Raw genomic sequence first — 14,928 nt, forward strand, 5'->3', positions numbered from 1 at the left:
AATCACCGTTGGGCGCTGGAGGCGGCAGGTTTGGCAGTAGCGACAGGGGTTGCGGGCTTGGCTTCAGGCTCCGCGGCTGCCTCGTCCTTGCGGCCGAGGCGGTCGAGCACCGGCACCAGGGCGAAGCTGATGGTGACCGCCGCCAGGCCGGCGAGGATCGCCGCCGGACCGCCGGACAGCGCGCCGAGCACGTTCTGCTGGGCAGCCATGGCGACCACGATGGGAATGTAGATGGCGCTCCAGAACTCGATGCCCTGTTCGGTCTTGCCGGCGAGCAGGCCGCGTTTGCTGAGCCAGCCGCCGCCGAAGATCAGCAGGATCATGGCGATGCCGACACCGCCGACGTTGGAGGGCACACCCATGAGCACGCCGAGCAGGTCGCCGACGAACAGGCCGGCCAGCGTGCAGATGGACAGCAGGGCTACACCGTAGATGATCATTGTTGTTGTCCTTTAGTGGATCGAAGTTGTTGTTCTTGTACTTCGCGAGGGAGCTGTCAGCGGTCGACGCAGCCCTCCTCGCGCAGCAGCGCGACCAGGGTGTCGAGACGGGCGCCCTGGAAGGCAGCCACGGTTCCCTGTCTCATGACCCGCCGCGCCAGTCCGCTGAGGACCGTGCCCGGAGGCAGTTCGATGTGCAGGCGCACGCCGCGTTCCCAGGCGTTGCGCAGGGTGCCCTGCCAGTCGACCAGGCGGCACATGTTGAAGGCCAGGTCGTCGCGCAGGGCGCTCGGCTCCATGACCAGCCGCGCCGAGCTGCTGCTGAGATAACGCAGCACCGGCCGGCGCACTTCTACCTGGGCGAAGGCTACGGCCAGTTGTGCGGCGGGCGCGTCGAGCAGCGCGCAGTGCGAGGGCACGCTGACCGCCAGGCGCTTGACCGCGCCGGCGCCGAGGGTACGGGCCCGCGCGCCGACCGCCGCCATGGCCGCCTCGCTGCCGGCGATCACCAGCTGGTTGGCGGCGTTGACGTTGGCCAGGTACACCGGGCCGTCCGCGTCGTTGACCTCGGCCAGCAGCGCTTCGACGGTCGAACGCTCCAGGCCCATGATCGCAGTCATGCCGTAGCCCTGCGGCCAGGCGCGCTCCATCAGCTCGCCGCGGAGGGCGACCAGGCGCACCGCGTCGGCGAACTGCAGCGCCCCGGCGGTCACCGCCGCCGCCCAGGCGCCGATCGACAGCCCGGCCACGTAGTCCGGCCGCGCGCCTCGCGCCATCAGCAGCCGCGCGCAGGACACCCCGGCGAGCAGCAGGCACAGCTGCACGGCGCGGGTGGAATGCAAGGCTTTCTCACTATCCAGCGCCAGCACGTCCTCGTCCAGCACCGCACTGGCCTCGCGCAGACAGGCGGCGACCTCGGGCGCGTCCGGCAACTGGTGGAGCATGCCCGGCTGCTGGGCGCCCTGGCCGGGGAAGGCGAACAGACTGCTCATGCCGCCACCTCCTGCCAGGGATCGGCCACCAGGCGCGGACCCTGCTCGGCCTTGAGCAGCACCTGCGGCGCCGGCCCCGCCCACTCGCGCAGGGCGATGGCGCCAAGCGGGGTCTCCAGCTGCAGGTCGACCCGGCACAGGGCGCGGTCGAGCAGGCCCAGCAATTCTGCGGCAGCGCCGCGCTCCAGCGGCTGCGGCGCGCGCAGCAGCAGGTCGAGGTCGCTGTTGCCGTGCAGCACCTGCGCGCCGCTGGCCAGTTGGTAGCCGGCGCTGCCGGTGACGCCCCAGGCGAGACCCAGGGCATCCAGCTGCGGCGCCAGCCAGGCCAGGGCACGCAGGGCCGGCCAGGCGTCCTGCCCTGCCCCGCCGCCGGTCAACTGCTCCGGCGCCACGCGGCGGCGGATCGCCGCCAGCGGCATCCAGGTCGCATGGCGCTGCTCGCGGCCACGGCCGCGCACGCCCACCGCGACCTGGCCCTGCGGTGCCGGGCCGCGACGCACCACCACCGGAAGGCCGGCGGCGAGCACCTCGCGCGCCCAGTCCGGCGCGCCGGCGTCGAGCTGCGCGGGGTGCATGCCCCAGAGCAGGTCGTGGGCGTGCGGCTGGAAGTCGATGGCAGGCATGGGCGAGTCCTCCCGCTTACCACTGCGCGCGCAGCAGCTCGCGCACACGCTGCGAGGCAGCGCGGTTGGCGGCGCCGAGGCGGCCGCGCAGGTCGGTGCCGCCAGCGCGGATATCGGCCTGCGCCTGTTCCAGGCAGGCCTGCACCCGCGCCAGGTCCTCGCCCTGCGGCGTCTCGATGGCCTCCACCGAGAGGGTTTCCCAGAGCAGGCCGAGCGAGGCGTAGCTGTCAAGGTCGTAGGCCATCGGCGGCACCTTGGCGGCGAAGGCTTCCAGCTCGTCGACCGTGCGCAGGGTGACGCGGGCGGCGGACTCCTTGCCCATGGCGTGGACCATCACCCCCGGATCGCGCAGGGCGACGATGCGGTTGGCCTGGTAGCCGTGGGCGAGGAAGGCGCCGGACATGGCCTTGCCGACCAGCAGGGCGATCACCGGATGGCCGGCCAGGCGGGCGCGGGCGTAGCCGTCCACCGCGCCGGCCAGCGCCTGATGGATGCCGAGGGCCTCCTCGCGGCGGCCGTAGGCCTGGCTGGGTACGTCGACCACGGCGACCACCGCGCGCTTGATCGGCGCCTCAAAGTCGGCCGCGATCACCTCGTCCAGCGCGCGGCCGAGACTCCAGCCTTCGAGCAGGCCGACCTCGCCGCTGCGGGCGCGTGGGAAGCGGCTCTGCGCATCCGGCACCACGGCGATGTAGCGGGCCGGCTGGCCGCCGAGGGCGGCGTCGACCACGCGCACCGAGGCCGGGTAGCCCGGCTGCTCGGCGGCGTTGCCGGTCAGGGCGCGCAGCCAGTTCAGGCCGCGTTGCGAAAGGACGGTGCTCATGCCTGGTCTCCTTGGTAGAGGGCGCGCACGGAGGCGGCGTCGGCCTGCGGAGTGGCATCGAAGCCCTCCAGCAGATCGAGGAAGCGGGCGTACTGGCGGCTGCGCGGCAGGGCGTCGCCCGGCTGGTCGAGAGTGGCCAGCAGGCGCGCGCGGATGGTGCTCACCTCGTCGGCGAGGTAGGCGTCGACCAGGCCGCAGGCGAAGCGCTGCTCGCCGCCGGTGAGGCTCCAGATGAACGGGCGGTCGCGCGAGTCGTACTCGTCGAGGCCGGCTTCCTGCTCGATCACCTGCGGGCCGTTGAGGCCCAGGCGCGCCTCGCGGGTGACCAGCAGGTGGCTGCACAGCGCGGCGGCGATCGACATGCCGCCGAAGCAGCCCACGGGACCGGCGACCACGCCGATCACCGGCTGGTACTGGCGCAGCTCGACGATGGCGGCCTGCACCTCGGCGATGGCGGCGAGGCCCAGATTGGCCTCCTGCAGGCGCACGCCGCCGGTCTCCAGCAGCAGCACGGCGCAGGTGGGGATGCCGTTGCGGTTGTCCTCGGCGGCCAGCTCCAGCGCGCCGGCCAGCTTGGCGCCGCCGACCTCGCCCAGACTGCCGCCCTGGAAGTTGCCCTCGATGGCGGCGATCACCGCCGGACGACCACCGAGGGTGCCCTTGGCCACCACCACGCCGTCGTCGGCCTGGGCGACTATGCCCTGGGCCTCCAGCCACGGCGACTTGACGCGGGCGAAGGGGTCGAGCAGTTCGCGCATGCTGCCCTGATCGAGCAGCGCGGCGGCGCGCTGGCGGGCGCCCAGTTCGACGAAGCTGCGGCTGTGCAGCAGTGCATTCAGGTCAGACATCGCTCACCTCCTCCAGCGCCTGTTCCAGACGCAGCCGCACCACACCGGGGGTGGCACCGAAATCGTGGATATCGACGTTCAGGGCCGGCGGGTTGGCGCCGGCGAACATGCGCTCGAACAGGTGGCGCCAGCGCTCGGCGCTGCCGTTCACCGAGGTGACCACCTGGATGCTCAGGGTGCCGGCCTGGCCGGGCTCGAGCAGCACTTCCAGATCACCGGAGCCGACGCAGCCCACCTGGGCGCGCTGGCGCGCCGGCAGGCCGGCGGGGAAGGCAAAGGACAGGGTTTCCATGTTCACAGGCTCCCAATCTGCGCCCGGAGCTGCAGCTCCAGGCGGTCGAGGAATAAAGTCGCGGCGAGCAGATCGGCTGCACCGCCGGGCGAGGCATTCAACCTCAAGAGACAGACGTCCAATTCCCTGAGCCGGCGGCGGCCGGCCAGGCTGGCGCTGCCGCCAGATTCCAGCACCGCGCGGGCGCCGTCCTGCATGCAGGCCAGCCCTTCCGGGCCGGCGCGGTGCAACACGCAGGTGTCGTCGAGCTGGGCCATGATCGCCAGCAGCGCATCCAGCCGCGCGTGGCTCTCGCCGGCGCCGGCGGCGCGGCTGCGCTTGAGCTGCGGCAGGCCGTGGTGCAGTGCGCCGGGGAAGCCGGCCTGCGCCTCGGCGCGGGCGCCGCCGACGCCGTAGCGCTGACGCACCCGCTCGCCGTTGCTCGGCGCGCGCTGCGGGATGTGGCGATCCTCCAGCCGGGCCAGGCGTGCGGCGCGCAAGGTCACGCCTGCCGCGCTCGGCTGCGCTTCCTGGGCGGCGGCAGTGACCAGCAGGCCCAGCGCCCAGATCGCCCCGCGATGGGTGTTGACCCCGCCGGTGACCTCCAGCATCTGCGCCTCGCCGTCGCGACCGAGGCGGCCGAGGGTCTCGCGCAGGGCCACATCGACCTGCCCGGCTTTCTCGCCGGCGGCGGCCATGTCGTGGAAGGTGGCCCACAGCGACCAGGCCGAGGCGTGCATCAGCTCGAGATTCAGGTCGCTATGGGCGCCACTGCCGCGGCGGTCGACCAGCGCCGGCTTGGGCGACAGTTCGGCCTCGTCGATCAGTGCCTCGACGGCAAGATCGGCGAGCGCCTCGGCCAGACTGAGTTGCGGGCGTGCCGCAATCCGGGCGTTCATCACCAGCTCCTGAACTTGGCGGGCGGGTTGTAGAGGCCGCCGGACCAGTCGACCAGCTCGGCGATGCTCTTGGCGGCGAGCAGCTCGCGGCTGGCGTCGGTGCGGCGGATGCCGAGATCCTCCGGCAGGGCGATCAGCCCCTCGCGGCGCATGCGCTCGGTGTCTTTCGGGTCGTGGCGCAGGCCGATGCTGGTGACCCCGGCCACCGCGGCGATCATCGCCTGGCGCTCCTCCAGCGAGCGCGCCTTGTACAGGTAGGCGATGCCCTCCTCGGTGAGCAGGTGGGTGACGTCGTCGCCGTAGATCATCACCGGCGCCAGCGGCATGCCGACCTTGCGCGCCACCTCCACCGCGTCGAGCTGATCGACGAACGTCGGTTTGCCGCCCTCCTGGTAGGTCTCGACCATCTGCACCACCAGCTTCCTGCCGCGCTCGAGCAGGGTGACCGGCTCGGTCATGTCCAGCCATGCCGGGGTGGCGTGGCGGCGGCCGCGCGGGTCGTGGCCCATGTTCGGCGCGCCGCCGAAGCCGGCCAGACGGCCGCGGGTGACGGTGGAGGAATGGCCGTCGCCATCCACTTGCAACGTTGCGCCGATAAACAGGTCGACCGCGTACTGGCCGGCCAGCTGGCACATCATGCGGTTGGAGCGCAGCGAGCCGTCGCGGCCGGTGAAGAACACGTCCGGGCGCGCCGCCACGTAGTTCTCCATGCCCAGCTCGGTGCCGAAGCAGTGCACGCTCTCCACCCAGCCGGTCTCGATGGCCGGGATCAGCGTCGGGTGCGGGTTGAGCGTCCAGTTGCGGCAGATCTTGCCCTTGAGGCCGAGGCGCTCGCCGTAGGTCGGCAGGATCAGCTCGATGGCCGCGGTGTTGAAGCCGATGCCGTGATTGAGCGACTGCACCTTGTGCTTCTCGTAGATGCCGCGGATTGCCATCATCGCCATCAGCACGTGCACCGGCTTGATGTGGCGCGGATCGCGGGTGAACAGCGGCTCGATGTAGAACGGCCGGTCGGCCTGCACCACGAAGTCGACCCAGCTGGCCGGAATGTCCACGCGCGGCAGGTCGCGCACGTCGTCGACAATCTCGTTGACCTGGACGATGACGATGCCGTCGCTGAACGCCGCCGCCTCGACCAGCGCCGGGGTGTCCTCGGTGCTCGGCCCGGTGTAGATGTTGCCTGCGCGGTCGGCGACGAAGCCGGCCACCAGGGCGACGTTGGGAATCAGGTCGACCAGCAGGCGCGAGTACAGCTCGATGTAGGTATGGATGGCGCCGACTTCCAGCAGGCCGTCCTCCATCAGCTGGCCGATGCGCAGGCTCTGCGGGCCGGCGAAGGAGAAGTCCAGCTTGCGGGCGATGCCGCGCTCGAACAGGTCGAGGTGCTCGCTGCGGCTGACGCTCGGCATGATCATGTGCAGATCGTGCAGACGACCCGGATCGACCTTGGCCAGCGAACGGGACAGGAAGTCGGCCTGCTTCTGGTTGTTGCCTTCCAGCACCACGCGGTCGCCGGGGGCGAGCAGCGCTTCCAGGGCGGCGACGATCCGCTCGGTCGGCAAGACCACGCCGTCGGCCAGCTGGCGCACCTGGGCGAGGCGGCGCTGCTTCTCGCTGCGCCGACGCGACCACTGCGGCGGGGGGGAAATTGTTGTTGTCATGGCTACTCCACGGGTTCCGCTGTCGTGGAGTCACGGTAGGGTTCGGAGCGGGGGCGTTCAATCAAGCCCGGCGGTCGATCGTTACGCTCAGGTTAACGATTGCTTTGACGACCGGCTGCGCAGAGCCCCATGCCGCCCAGCCGCACTCCGTTCGCCGCTGGGCGGGCAAGGCCCTAGATCAGTGGATCCCAGCGCTGCGACCAGTCCCGTTCCTGCCGGGACACCTCGCGCAACAGTGCGAAGGCCTGCTGCAGCTCCGCGGTGTCGCGCTCGCGGACGTAGACCAGATACACGGGGTAGCTGAACTCGGGAGCCCGGGGCACCCGCTCCAGCAGGCCGCGTTCCAGGTAGGCCTGCACCACCCGGGTGCGGAAATAGCCGGTGCCGCCCTGCTCCAGCAGGTACTGCAGGGCCAGCGGACCGAGGTTGAAACTGAGCCCGGCCCGCGCATGTTCGGGCAGGGCAGCGTCGTGCCCGCGGCGGAAATCTTCGCCCCAGTCGATGTACAGGTAGGGTTCGGGGTTCTTCACCGAGCGCACCAGGACGAGTCGCTCCTCCAGCAGCGGTTCGACCTGCAGGCCGGCCCAATAGACGGGGCTGTGGACCAGCGCCGCATCCAGGCGGCCATCCTCAAGCTGCTCCAGCAGTTGCGCGGGAGCGCCGGTCTCGGCGCGTATGGCGTGCTGCGGGAAGCGCTCGCGCAGGCGCCGCACCCACTGCAGCAGCAGCGGGCTGCTCAGGCTGACCTCGCCTCCCACATGGAGCAGCTTGCGGTACCCCTCGGGCAGGGGCAGATCGCGCTGGGCGGCCTCCCAGGTCTGGATCAGCTGGTTCGCGTAGGCGACGAACGCCGTACCGTTGGCGGTGAGCGTGGCGCCGGAGCGGTTGCGCACGAAGAGCTTGCAGTCGAGCTGCCCCTCCAGGTTCTGCACCCGTGCGGTGATCGCCGTCTGGGTGACGTGCAGCCGCTCGGCGGCAGCGATGAAGCTGCCGCAGCGGACGATTTCGAGGAAGGTGCGGGCAAGTTCGATGTCCATTTTTTGCGCGTTCCGGTGGAGGCTGCCAAGTGTGGCCGGGGGCCTTGCGGTGGTGCATGGCACCCGGCCAGCCATCAAAAATAATGCATTTATAGCTCATAATTATTAGTTTGTTGAATCATTCCGTGCGCGCCAGACTATCGCGGCCTTGCCAAGGCCCGATTACAGGGCAAAAACCCAAAAACCTGCGTGCATCCGGAACAGCCATGACAACTGAATTCGTTCCCGACTCCGAAGCCACCTACAACTACAGGGTGGTCCGCCAGTTCGCGCTGACGACCCTGTTCTGGGGGGTGTTCGGCATGGCCATGGGCGTCGTCATCGCCGCCCAGCTGGTCTGGCCCGAACTGAACCTCGGCCTGCCCTGGACCAGCTTCGGCCGCATACGGCCGATCCACACCAACCTGGTGATCTTCGCCTTCGGCGGCGGCGCCCTGTTCGCCACGTCCTTCTACGTGGTGCAGCGCACCAGCCGGGTGCGGCTGATCTCCGATCGCGTGGCCAGCTTCGTGTTCTGGGGCTGGCAGGCCGCGGTGGTGGCCATCCTGTTCAGCTATCCGCTGGGCTTCACCACCTCCAAGGAATACGCCGAGATGGAGTGGCCCATCGCCCTGTGGGTGACCATCGTCTGGATCGCCTACGCCTGGCTGTTCTTCGGCACCATCGCGCGGCGCACAGTGCGTCACATCTACGTCGGCAACTGGTTCTACGGCGCGTTCATCATCGTCACGGCGATGGTCCACATCGTGAACCACGCGGTCATCCCGGTGGGCCTGCTCAAGTCCTACCCGCTGTACTCGGGCGCCACCGACGCGATGATCCAGTGGTGGTACGGCCACAGCGTGGTGGGCTTCATCCTCTCGGTGGGCTTCCTCGGCATGATGTACTACTTCGTGCCCAAGCAGGCCGAGCGGCCGATCTACTCCTACCGCCTGTCCATCGTGCACTTCTGGGCGATCATCTCCCTGTACATCTGGGCCGGTCCGCACCACCTGCACTACACCGCGCTGCCCGACTGGGCGCAGACCCTCGGCATGGTGATGTCGGTGATCCTGCTGGCGCCGTCCTGGGGCGGCATGATCAACGGCATGATGACCCTCTCCGGCGCCTGGCATAAGCTGCGCACCGATCCGATCCTGCGCTTCCTGGTGGTGTCGCTGGCCTTCTACGGCATGTCCACCTTCGAGGGCCCGATGATGGCGATCAAGACCGTCAACGCCCTGTCCCACTACACCGACTGGACCGTCGGCCACGTGCACGCCGGCGCGCTGGGCTGGGTGGCGATGATCAGCATCGGCACGCTCTACCACATGATCCCGCGCCTGTACGGCCGCGAGCGGATGCACAGCATCGCGCTGATCAACGCGCACTTCTGGATGGCGACCATCGGCACCGTGCTGTACATCGCCGCCATGTGGGTCAACGGCATCTCCCAAGGCCTGATGTGGCGCGCGGTCAACGCCGACGGCACCCTCACCTACTCCTTCGTCGAGGCGCTGGAAGCCAGCCATGCCGGCTACGTGGTGCGCCTGATCGGCGGCGGCATCTTCGCCAGCGGCATGCTGCTGATGGCCTGGAACGCCTGGTGCACCGTGCGCAGCGGCGAGCGGGTGGCGCCGCGCATCCCTGCCGCCGTCGCGCACTGAGGAGAACCGCCATGCTGATCCTGTCCTGCCTCACCCTGCTGAGCCTGTTCGGCCTGTACCTCAGCCTGAAGGGCCATTCCGCCGAGGAGCTGGACGCTGCCGCGCACCTGCCCTTCGCCGACGATCCCCAGGCCATGTGGCGCCTGGCCGCTGCCGAGTCGCGCCGGCTGGTCGCCTGAGGGCCAGCCGCCAACCGGGTGTTCCATGCCATGGATGGCGCCCCGTCCCACGAGGACGCCTTGGAGCCCGCCGCTACCCGCGCGCGGGCTCGTCTTTTCCCCGACATCTTCGGCAACCTGGCCGGCGGCAAGGGGGGATGACGAGCGGGCGGCCGGGAGTTCAGCGCAGAGACGTTGACTCCGTCACATTTCCCGCTCCCCTGCGCATGCGCTAAAGTCGCGCCCTGCTTGGATTTTTCACAGGGACGAGGCGATTCATGGCGGTGCCTGCGCAACCGAAGTGTCTGGTATTCGATCTGGAGGTGGTGCCGGCAACTGCCGACCAGCCGGCGCGGATCATCAAGCTCGGCGCCCTGCGTCCGGACACCGGCGCGGAGCTGGAGTTCGACACCCCGTCACCCCAGCGCCTCGACGCCGCGCTCAGGCAGCTGGACCAACTGGCCGAAGGCGCCAGCTTCCTGCTCGGCCACAACCTGCTGGGCCATGACCTGCCGCTGCTCGAGGCGGCCGCTCCCGGCCTCGCCCTGCTGCGCCTGCCGGCCATCGACACCCTGCGCCTGTCGCCGCTGGCCTTCCCGCAGAATCCGTACCACCGGCTGATCAAGGACTACAAGCTGATCCGCGCCAGCCTCAACTCGCCGCTGGCCGACTGCCGGGCGACCCTGGCGCTGTTCCTCGACCAGCAGCAGGCGTTCCGCCAGCTGCACGCGAGCCGCAACGAGGAGCTGCTCTGCTACCAGGCGCTGGTCGCGCCGCAGGTCGGCGCCGGTCTCGGCAATTTCTTCATGCACATGAGCGGCCAGCGGCCGCTGCCGGTCGAGCGCCTCGGCGAACTGCTGCCGACGCTGCTGCGGGAAAGCAATCCCACCCTGTCCCGCGATCTCAAGGTCTGCCGCACCCGTCTGGCCAGCCTGATTGCCCATGACCTGCACCAGGCAGAGCGGCACTGGCCGCTGGCCTACACCCTCGCCTGGCTACGGGTGGCCGGCGGCAACTCGGTGCTGGCACCCTGGGTGCGCCACCAGTTCCCGGCGGTGGCCCAGCTGATCGGCGAGCTGCGCGACCAGCCGTGCAGCGATCCCGCCTGCCAGTACTGCCGCAGCGCCCATGACCCGCGCCACGAGCTCAGGCGCTACTTCGGCTTCGACGACTTCCGCCGCGAGGCGGGCGGCGCCAGCGCGCAGGAGGACATCGTGCTGGCCGGCATGCAGGGCCGCTCGGTGCTCGCGGTGCTCGCCACCGGCGGCGGCAAGTCGCTGTGCTACCAGCTGCCGGCGCTCAACCGCTACCACCGCAACGGCAGCTTGACGGTGATCGTCTCGCCGCTGCAGTCGCTGATGAAGGACCAGGTCGACGGCCTGCTGGCGCGCAACGTGCAGTGCGCCGCCGCGCTCAACGGCCTGCTGACCCTGCCCGAGCGCGCCGACGTGCTGGAGAAGCTCCAGCTCGGCGACGTCGGCCTGCTGCTGGTGTCGCCCGAGCAGTTCCGCAACAAGGCGCTGCGCAGCGCCCTCGCCCAGCGCCAGATCGGCGCGTGGATCTTCGACGAGGCGCACTGCCTGTCGAAGTGGGGCAACGACTTCCGCCCCGACTACCTGTACGTCGCGCGCTTCATCCGCGAATTCAGCGGCGACGCGCCGCTGGCGCCGGTCGGCTGCTTCACCGCCACCGCCAAGCTCGACGTGCTGGAGGACATCCGCAGCCACTTCCGCGACGCGCTGGGCATCGAGTTCCGCGAGTTCATCGGCACGCCCGAGCGCAGCAACCTGAGCTTCGAGGTGCAGCCGGTCGGTCCCGGCGAGAAGTGGCCGCGCACCCACCAGCTGCTCGAGGACGAGCTGGCCGGTCGCGACGGCGGCGCCGTGGTGTTCGTCTCCAGCCGCAAGAACGCCGAGGGGCTGGCCGAATTCCTGCAGCGCCAGGACTGGGCCTGCCGCCACTTCCACGCCGGGCTGCAGCCCCACGAGAAGAAGGACATCCAGGACGCGTTCAAGGACGGCCGGCTGCGGGTGATCGTCGCCACCAACGCCTTCGGCATGGGCGTGGACAAGCAAGACGTGCGCCTGGTGGTGCACGCCGACATCCCCGGCTCGCTGGAGAACTACCTGCAGGAGGCCGGCCGCGCCGGGCGCGACCAGCAGCAGGCGCGCTGCGTGCTGCTCTACGACCCGCAGGACATCGAGACCCAGTTCGGCCTCAGCGAGCGCTCGCAGCTCAGCCAGCGCGACATCCAGCAGATCCTCAGGAAGCTGCGCGACGAGAGCAAGCGGCGCAAGGGCGGCCAACTGGTGATCAGCGCCGGCGAGATCCTCCAGGGCGTGCAGACCAGCTTCGACGCCGACGACCGCGACGCGGAGACCAAGGTGGTCACCGCCATCGCCTGGCTGGAGCGCGGCCGCTTCCTGCGCCGCGAGGAGAACCACACGCGGGTGTTCCCGGCGCGCCTGAGCCTGCCGGAAGACGAAGCCGAGGCGCGCCTGAAGCAGGCCCGCCTGCCGGCCCGCCGTCTGGAGGAGTTCCGCGCCATCCTGCAGTACCTCTACGCCGCGGAGGCCGACGAGCGCGTCAACACCGACCGGCTGATGACGCTCACCGGGCAGACCGCCGAGGAAGTCGCCGGCAGCCTGCGCCAGCTGGAGGAGCTGGGCCTGCTGGAGAACGACACCCAGCTGACCCTCTACCTGCGCCACGCCATGGCCGACGCCTCGGCCGAGCGCCTGCGCCAGTCGCTGCAGCTGGAACAGGCCCTGCTGGAAACCCTGGCCGAACTGGCGCCGGACGCCGGCGAGGGCGACTGGCAGGACCTGCACCTGCCCGCGCTGACCGCCCAGCTGCGCGAGACCGCCACCCTGCCCGGGCTGTTGCCGCTGCACATCCTGCGCCTGCTGCACAGCCTGGCCCAGGACCGCGACGGCGACCGCCAGCAGGGCAGCTGCCTGGAGCTGCGCCAGCTCAACCGCGACTACCTCAAGCTGCGCCTGCGCAATGGCTACGGCTGGCGCCAGGTGGCCGAACTGGGCGAGAAGCGCCGCGCCATCGCCGCTGTGCTGCTGCCCTTCCTGCTCGGCAAGCTGCCGGCCGGTGCGCGCGGCAAGGACCTGCTGGTGACCACCACCTTCGGCGAACTGCGCGGGCTGCTCGAGGCCGACCTGGAGCTCGGCCCGCGCATCCGGCCGGAGCAGCGCCAGGCCGCCCTCGAGCACGTGCTGCTGTACCTGCACCAGCAGGAGGTGCTTACCCTCAACCACGGGATGACCGTGATGCGCCGGGCGATGACCATCGCCATCGACCCCGAGCGCGACAGGCAGAACTACCTCAAGGAGGACTTCCAGCGCCTCGACGAGCACTACCGCGAGCGGCGCATCCAGGTGCACGTGATGCGCGAGTACGCGGAGATCGCCCTGCGCGAGATGGCCGCGGCGCTCAATCTGGTGCTGCACTACTTCAGCGACAGCAAGCAGGCGTTCCTGCGCCGCTACTTCGCCGGCAGGGACAAGGTGCTGGCGCTGGCCACCAGCGAGGCCTCCTGGCGGGCGATCACCGGGCCGCTCGACGCCACCCAGCGCGACATCGTCACCGACGGCGAGCGCAACCGGCTGATCCTCGCCGGCCCCGGCTCGGGCAAGACGCGGGTGATCGTCCATCGCATCGCCTACCTGCTGCGCGTGCGCCGGGTGCCGGCCAGCGCCATCATCGCGCTGACCTTCAACCGCCACGCCGCCAACGAGATCCGCCGGCGCATGCTCGAACTGGTCGGCCAGGAGGCCTTCGGCCTCACCGTGCTGACCTACCACGCCATGGCCATGCGCCTGACCGGCACCAGCTTCACCCGCCGCGACAAGGTCGACGAGCGCGAACTGGAAGCCCTGCTGGAGCGCGCCGCCGAACTGCTCGAGGGCCGCCAGTTGGTGGAGGGCGAGGAGGACGACCTGCGCGAGCGCCTGCTGCGCGGCTACCGCTACATCCTGGTCGACGAATACCAGGACATCGACGAGCGCCAGTACCGCCTGGTCAGCGCCCTGGCCCAGGCCAGGCGGCGCAGCGAGGATGGCGACGCCGACCTGTGCATCCTCGCCGTCGGCGACGACGACCAGAACATCTACCAGTGGCGCGGTGGCAGCAACCGCTACATCGAGCGCTACCGCGAACAGTACGCCGCCGAGATCAGCTACCTGGTGGAGAACTACCGCTCCAGCCAGGCGATCATCGCCGCCGCCAACCGGCTGATCGAAGGCAATCCGGGGCGGCTCAAGGCCGCGCAGCCGATCCGCATCGACCGGCAGCGCCAGGCCGAGCCGCACGGCGGCCGCTGGCAGGCGCTGGATGCGCAGCGCCAGGGCCGCGTGCTGCTCCTGCAGCTGCCGGCGAGCGACCGCGAGCACGGCAACCTGCAGGCCCAGGCGCTGCTCGGCGAGCTGCAGCGCCTGCTCGATCTGGAGCAGTGCAGCGACTGGCAGGGCTGCGCCGTGCTCGCCCGCACCCGCCGCTACTTGCAGCCACTGCAGGCCTGGTGCGAGCAGCGGGGCGTCGCCTACCACCTCGCCGACGACCAGGACAGCCTGCCGCTGACCCGCCAGCGCGGCTTCGTCCACGCCATCGAGCGGCTACGCGCGGGCGATGCGCTGCCGGACGTCGCCGGGCTGCGCGCAAGCCTCACCGAGTGGGCGGCCGGGGCCGAGTGGCGGACGTTCTTCGCCACCGCCCTGGAGCAGCTGCAGGGCGAACTGGGCGACTGCCGGCTGTCGCGCGCGGCGCTGATCGACTGGCTGTACGACTACGCCCGCGAACTGCGCCAGCAGGCGCGCCCCGGCCTGTATCTGGGCACCGTGCATTCGGCCAAGGGCCTGGAGTTCCGCCACGTGGCGCTGCTCGACGGCGGCTGGCAGCAGCGCCCGGAGCAACTGGAGGAGGAGCGTCGGCTGTACTACGTGGGCATGACCCGGGCGCGGGAAACCCTGACCCTGGCCGCCTTCCAGCCCGGCAACCCGTTGTCCCGCGCCCTCGCCGGCGAGGTGCAGGAACGGGACTTCGCCGGCCGCCACGACCCGCAGCTGGCGACCCGCTACCGCACGCTCGGCCTGCAGGAGATCGACCTCGGCTTCGCCGGCCGCCACCCCGCGCAGGCGCCCATCCACCAAGCCATCGCCGAGTTGCAGCCCGGCGACCCGCTGCAGCTGCGCGCGGACGGCGAGCGTCATCTGCTGCTCGACGGCCGGGGCCGCTGCATCGGCCGCACCTCGCTCGCCTTCCGCCACGGCCTGGAGATCGAGCACTGCGAGGTGGCCGGCATTCTCACCCGCTACGCCGAGGACGGCGAGGAACAGTTCCGCGACGGCCTCCGGTGCGTGCAGTGGGAGATCGTGGTGCCGCGCCTGCGCGGGCGGGAGCGCGGCGCCTGATGACGATGGGCGAAGATGCTGACAAGCTTACGCCCCCACATTTTCCAGGCATGACGACAGCCCGGCCACTGTCCCCGAGACGCAGGCTGTCGCCGAGGCCGGAGGATTAC

General features: G+C 70.4%; 12 protein-coding genes. 3 read left to right on the top strand and 9 right to left on the bottom strand.

All coding sequences use genetic code 11. From position 1 onward, the window contains the following. Positions 1-2: 2 nt before the first annotated feature. The 9 genes from madL to SK095_RS07520 all read right to left on the bottom strand — a co-directional run bounded on the left by madL (position 3) and on the right by SK095_RS07520 (position 7,594). Complete coding sequence (madL, locus tag SK095_RS07480; protein ID WP_320548457.1) at positions 3-440, bottom strand: malonate transporter subunit MadL; 438 nt, start codon at positions 438-440, stop codon at positions 3-5. Positions 441-496: 56 nt separating this feature from the next. Next, positions 497-1,432 carry a malonate decarboxylase subunit epsilon gene (gene mdcH / locus SK095_RS07485; RefSeq protein ID WP_320548458.1) on the bottom strand — a complete coding sequence of 312 codons (936 nt, stop codon included), beginning with the start codon at positions 1,430-1,432 and terminating at the stop codon, positions 497-499. Beyond that, complete coding sequence (locus SK095_RS07490) at positions 1,429-2,055, bottom strand: malonate decarboxylase holo-ACP synthase (RefSeq protein ID WP_320548459.1); 627 nt, start codon at positions 2,053-2,055, stop codon at positions 1,429-1,431. Before SK095_RS07490 ends, mdcH begins: the two co-directional genes overlap by 4 nt. Positions 2,056-2,071: 16 nt before the next feature. Continuing rightward, positions 2,072-2,878: a biotin-independent malonate decarboxylase subunit gamma gene (gene mdcE / locus SK095_RS07495; protein WP_320548460.1), complete on the bottom strand. Its 807-nt coding sequence runs from the start codon at positions 2,876-2,878 to the stop codon at positions 2,072-2,074. After that, positions 2,875-3,726, bottom strand: coding sequence for a biotin-independent malonate decarboxylase subunit beta (locus SK095_RS07500; protein WP_320548461.1), 852 nt, complete (start codon positions 3,724-3,726; stop codon positions 2,875-2,877). Before SK095_RS07500 ends, mdcE begins: the two co-directional genes overlap by 4 nt. Then, on the bottom strand, positions 3,719-4,018 hold the full coding sequence (locus tag SK095_RS07505; protein WP_320548462.1) for a malonate decarboxylase subunit delta: 300 nt from the start codon (positions 4,016-4,018) through the stop codon (positions 3,719-3,721). The genes SK095_RS07500 and SK095_RS07505 overlap by 8 nt, the downstream gene beginning before the upstream one ends. Positions 4,019-4,020: 2 nt before the next feature. Then, entirely contained in the window at positions 4,021-4,896 is an 876-nt protein-coding gene (locus SK095_RS07510) for a triphosphoribosyl-dephospho-CoA synthase (RefSeq protein ID WP_320548463.1), read from the bottom strand. Next, entirely contained in the window at positions 4,896-6,557 is a 1,662-nt protein-coding gene (gene mdcA / locus SK095_RS07515; RefSeq protein ID WP_320548464.1) for a malonate decarboxylase subunit alpha, read from the bottom strand. Before mdcA ends, SK095_RS07510 begins: the two co-directional genes overlap by 1 nt. Before the next feature lie 173 nt (positions 6,558-6,730). Next, positions 6,731-7,594, bottom strand: coding sequence for a LysR family transcriptional regulator (locus SK095_RS07520; RefSeq protein WP_136489040.1), 864 nt, complete (start codon positions 7,592-7,594; stop codon positions 6,731-6,733). 206 nt (positions 7,595-7,800) lie between these two features. Here SK095_RS07520 and ccoN point away from each other — a divergent pair, with 206 nt between their 5' ends. The 3 genes from ccoN to SK095_RS07535 all read left to right on the top strand — a co-directional run bounded on the left by ccoN (position 7,801) and on the right by SK095_RS07535 (position 14,818). Further along, positions 7,801-9,240, top strand: coding sequence for a cytochrome-c oxidase, cbb3-type subunit I (gene ccoN, locus SK095_RS07525; protein ID WP_136489039.1), 1,440 nt, complete (start codon positions 7,801-7,803; stop codon positions 9,238-9,240). A gap of 11 nt (positions 9,241-9,251) precedes the next feature. Further along, positions 9,252-9,419: a hypothetical protein gene (locus tag SK095_RS07530; RefSeq protein ID WP_320548465.1), complete on the top strand. Its 168-nt coding sequence runs from the start codon at positions 9,252-9,254 to the stop codon at positions 9,417-9,419. A 257-nt stretch (positions 9,420-9,676) separates the two neighbouring features. Next, on the top strand, positions 9,677-14,818 hold the full coding sequence (locus tag SK095_RS07535) for a RecQ family ATP-dependent DNA helicase (protein ID WP_320548466.1): 5,142 nt from the start codon (positions 9,677-9,679) through the stop codon (positions 14,816-14,818). Positions 14,819-14,928: the final 110 nt, after the last annotated feature.

The sequence above is a fragment of the Pseudomonas sp. AN-1 genome (genome assembly GCF_034057115.1).
Taxonomy (GTDB): domain Bacteria; phylum Pseudomonadota; class Gammaproteobacteria; order Pseudomonadales; family Pseudomonadaceae; genus Geopseudomonas.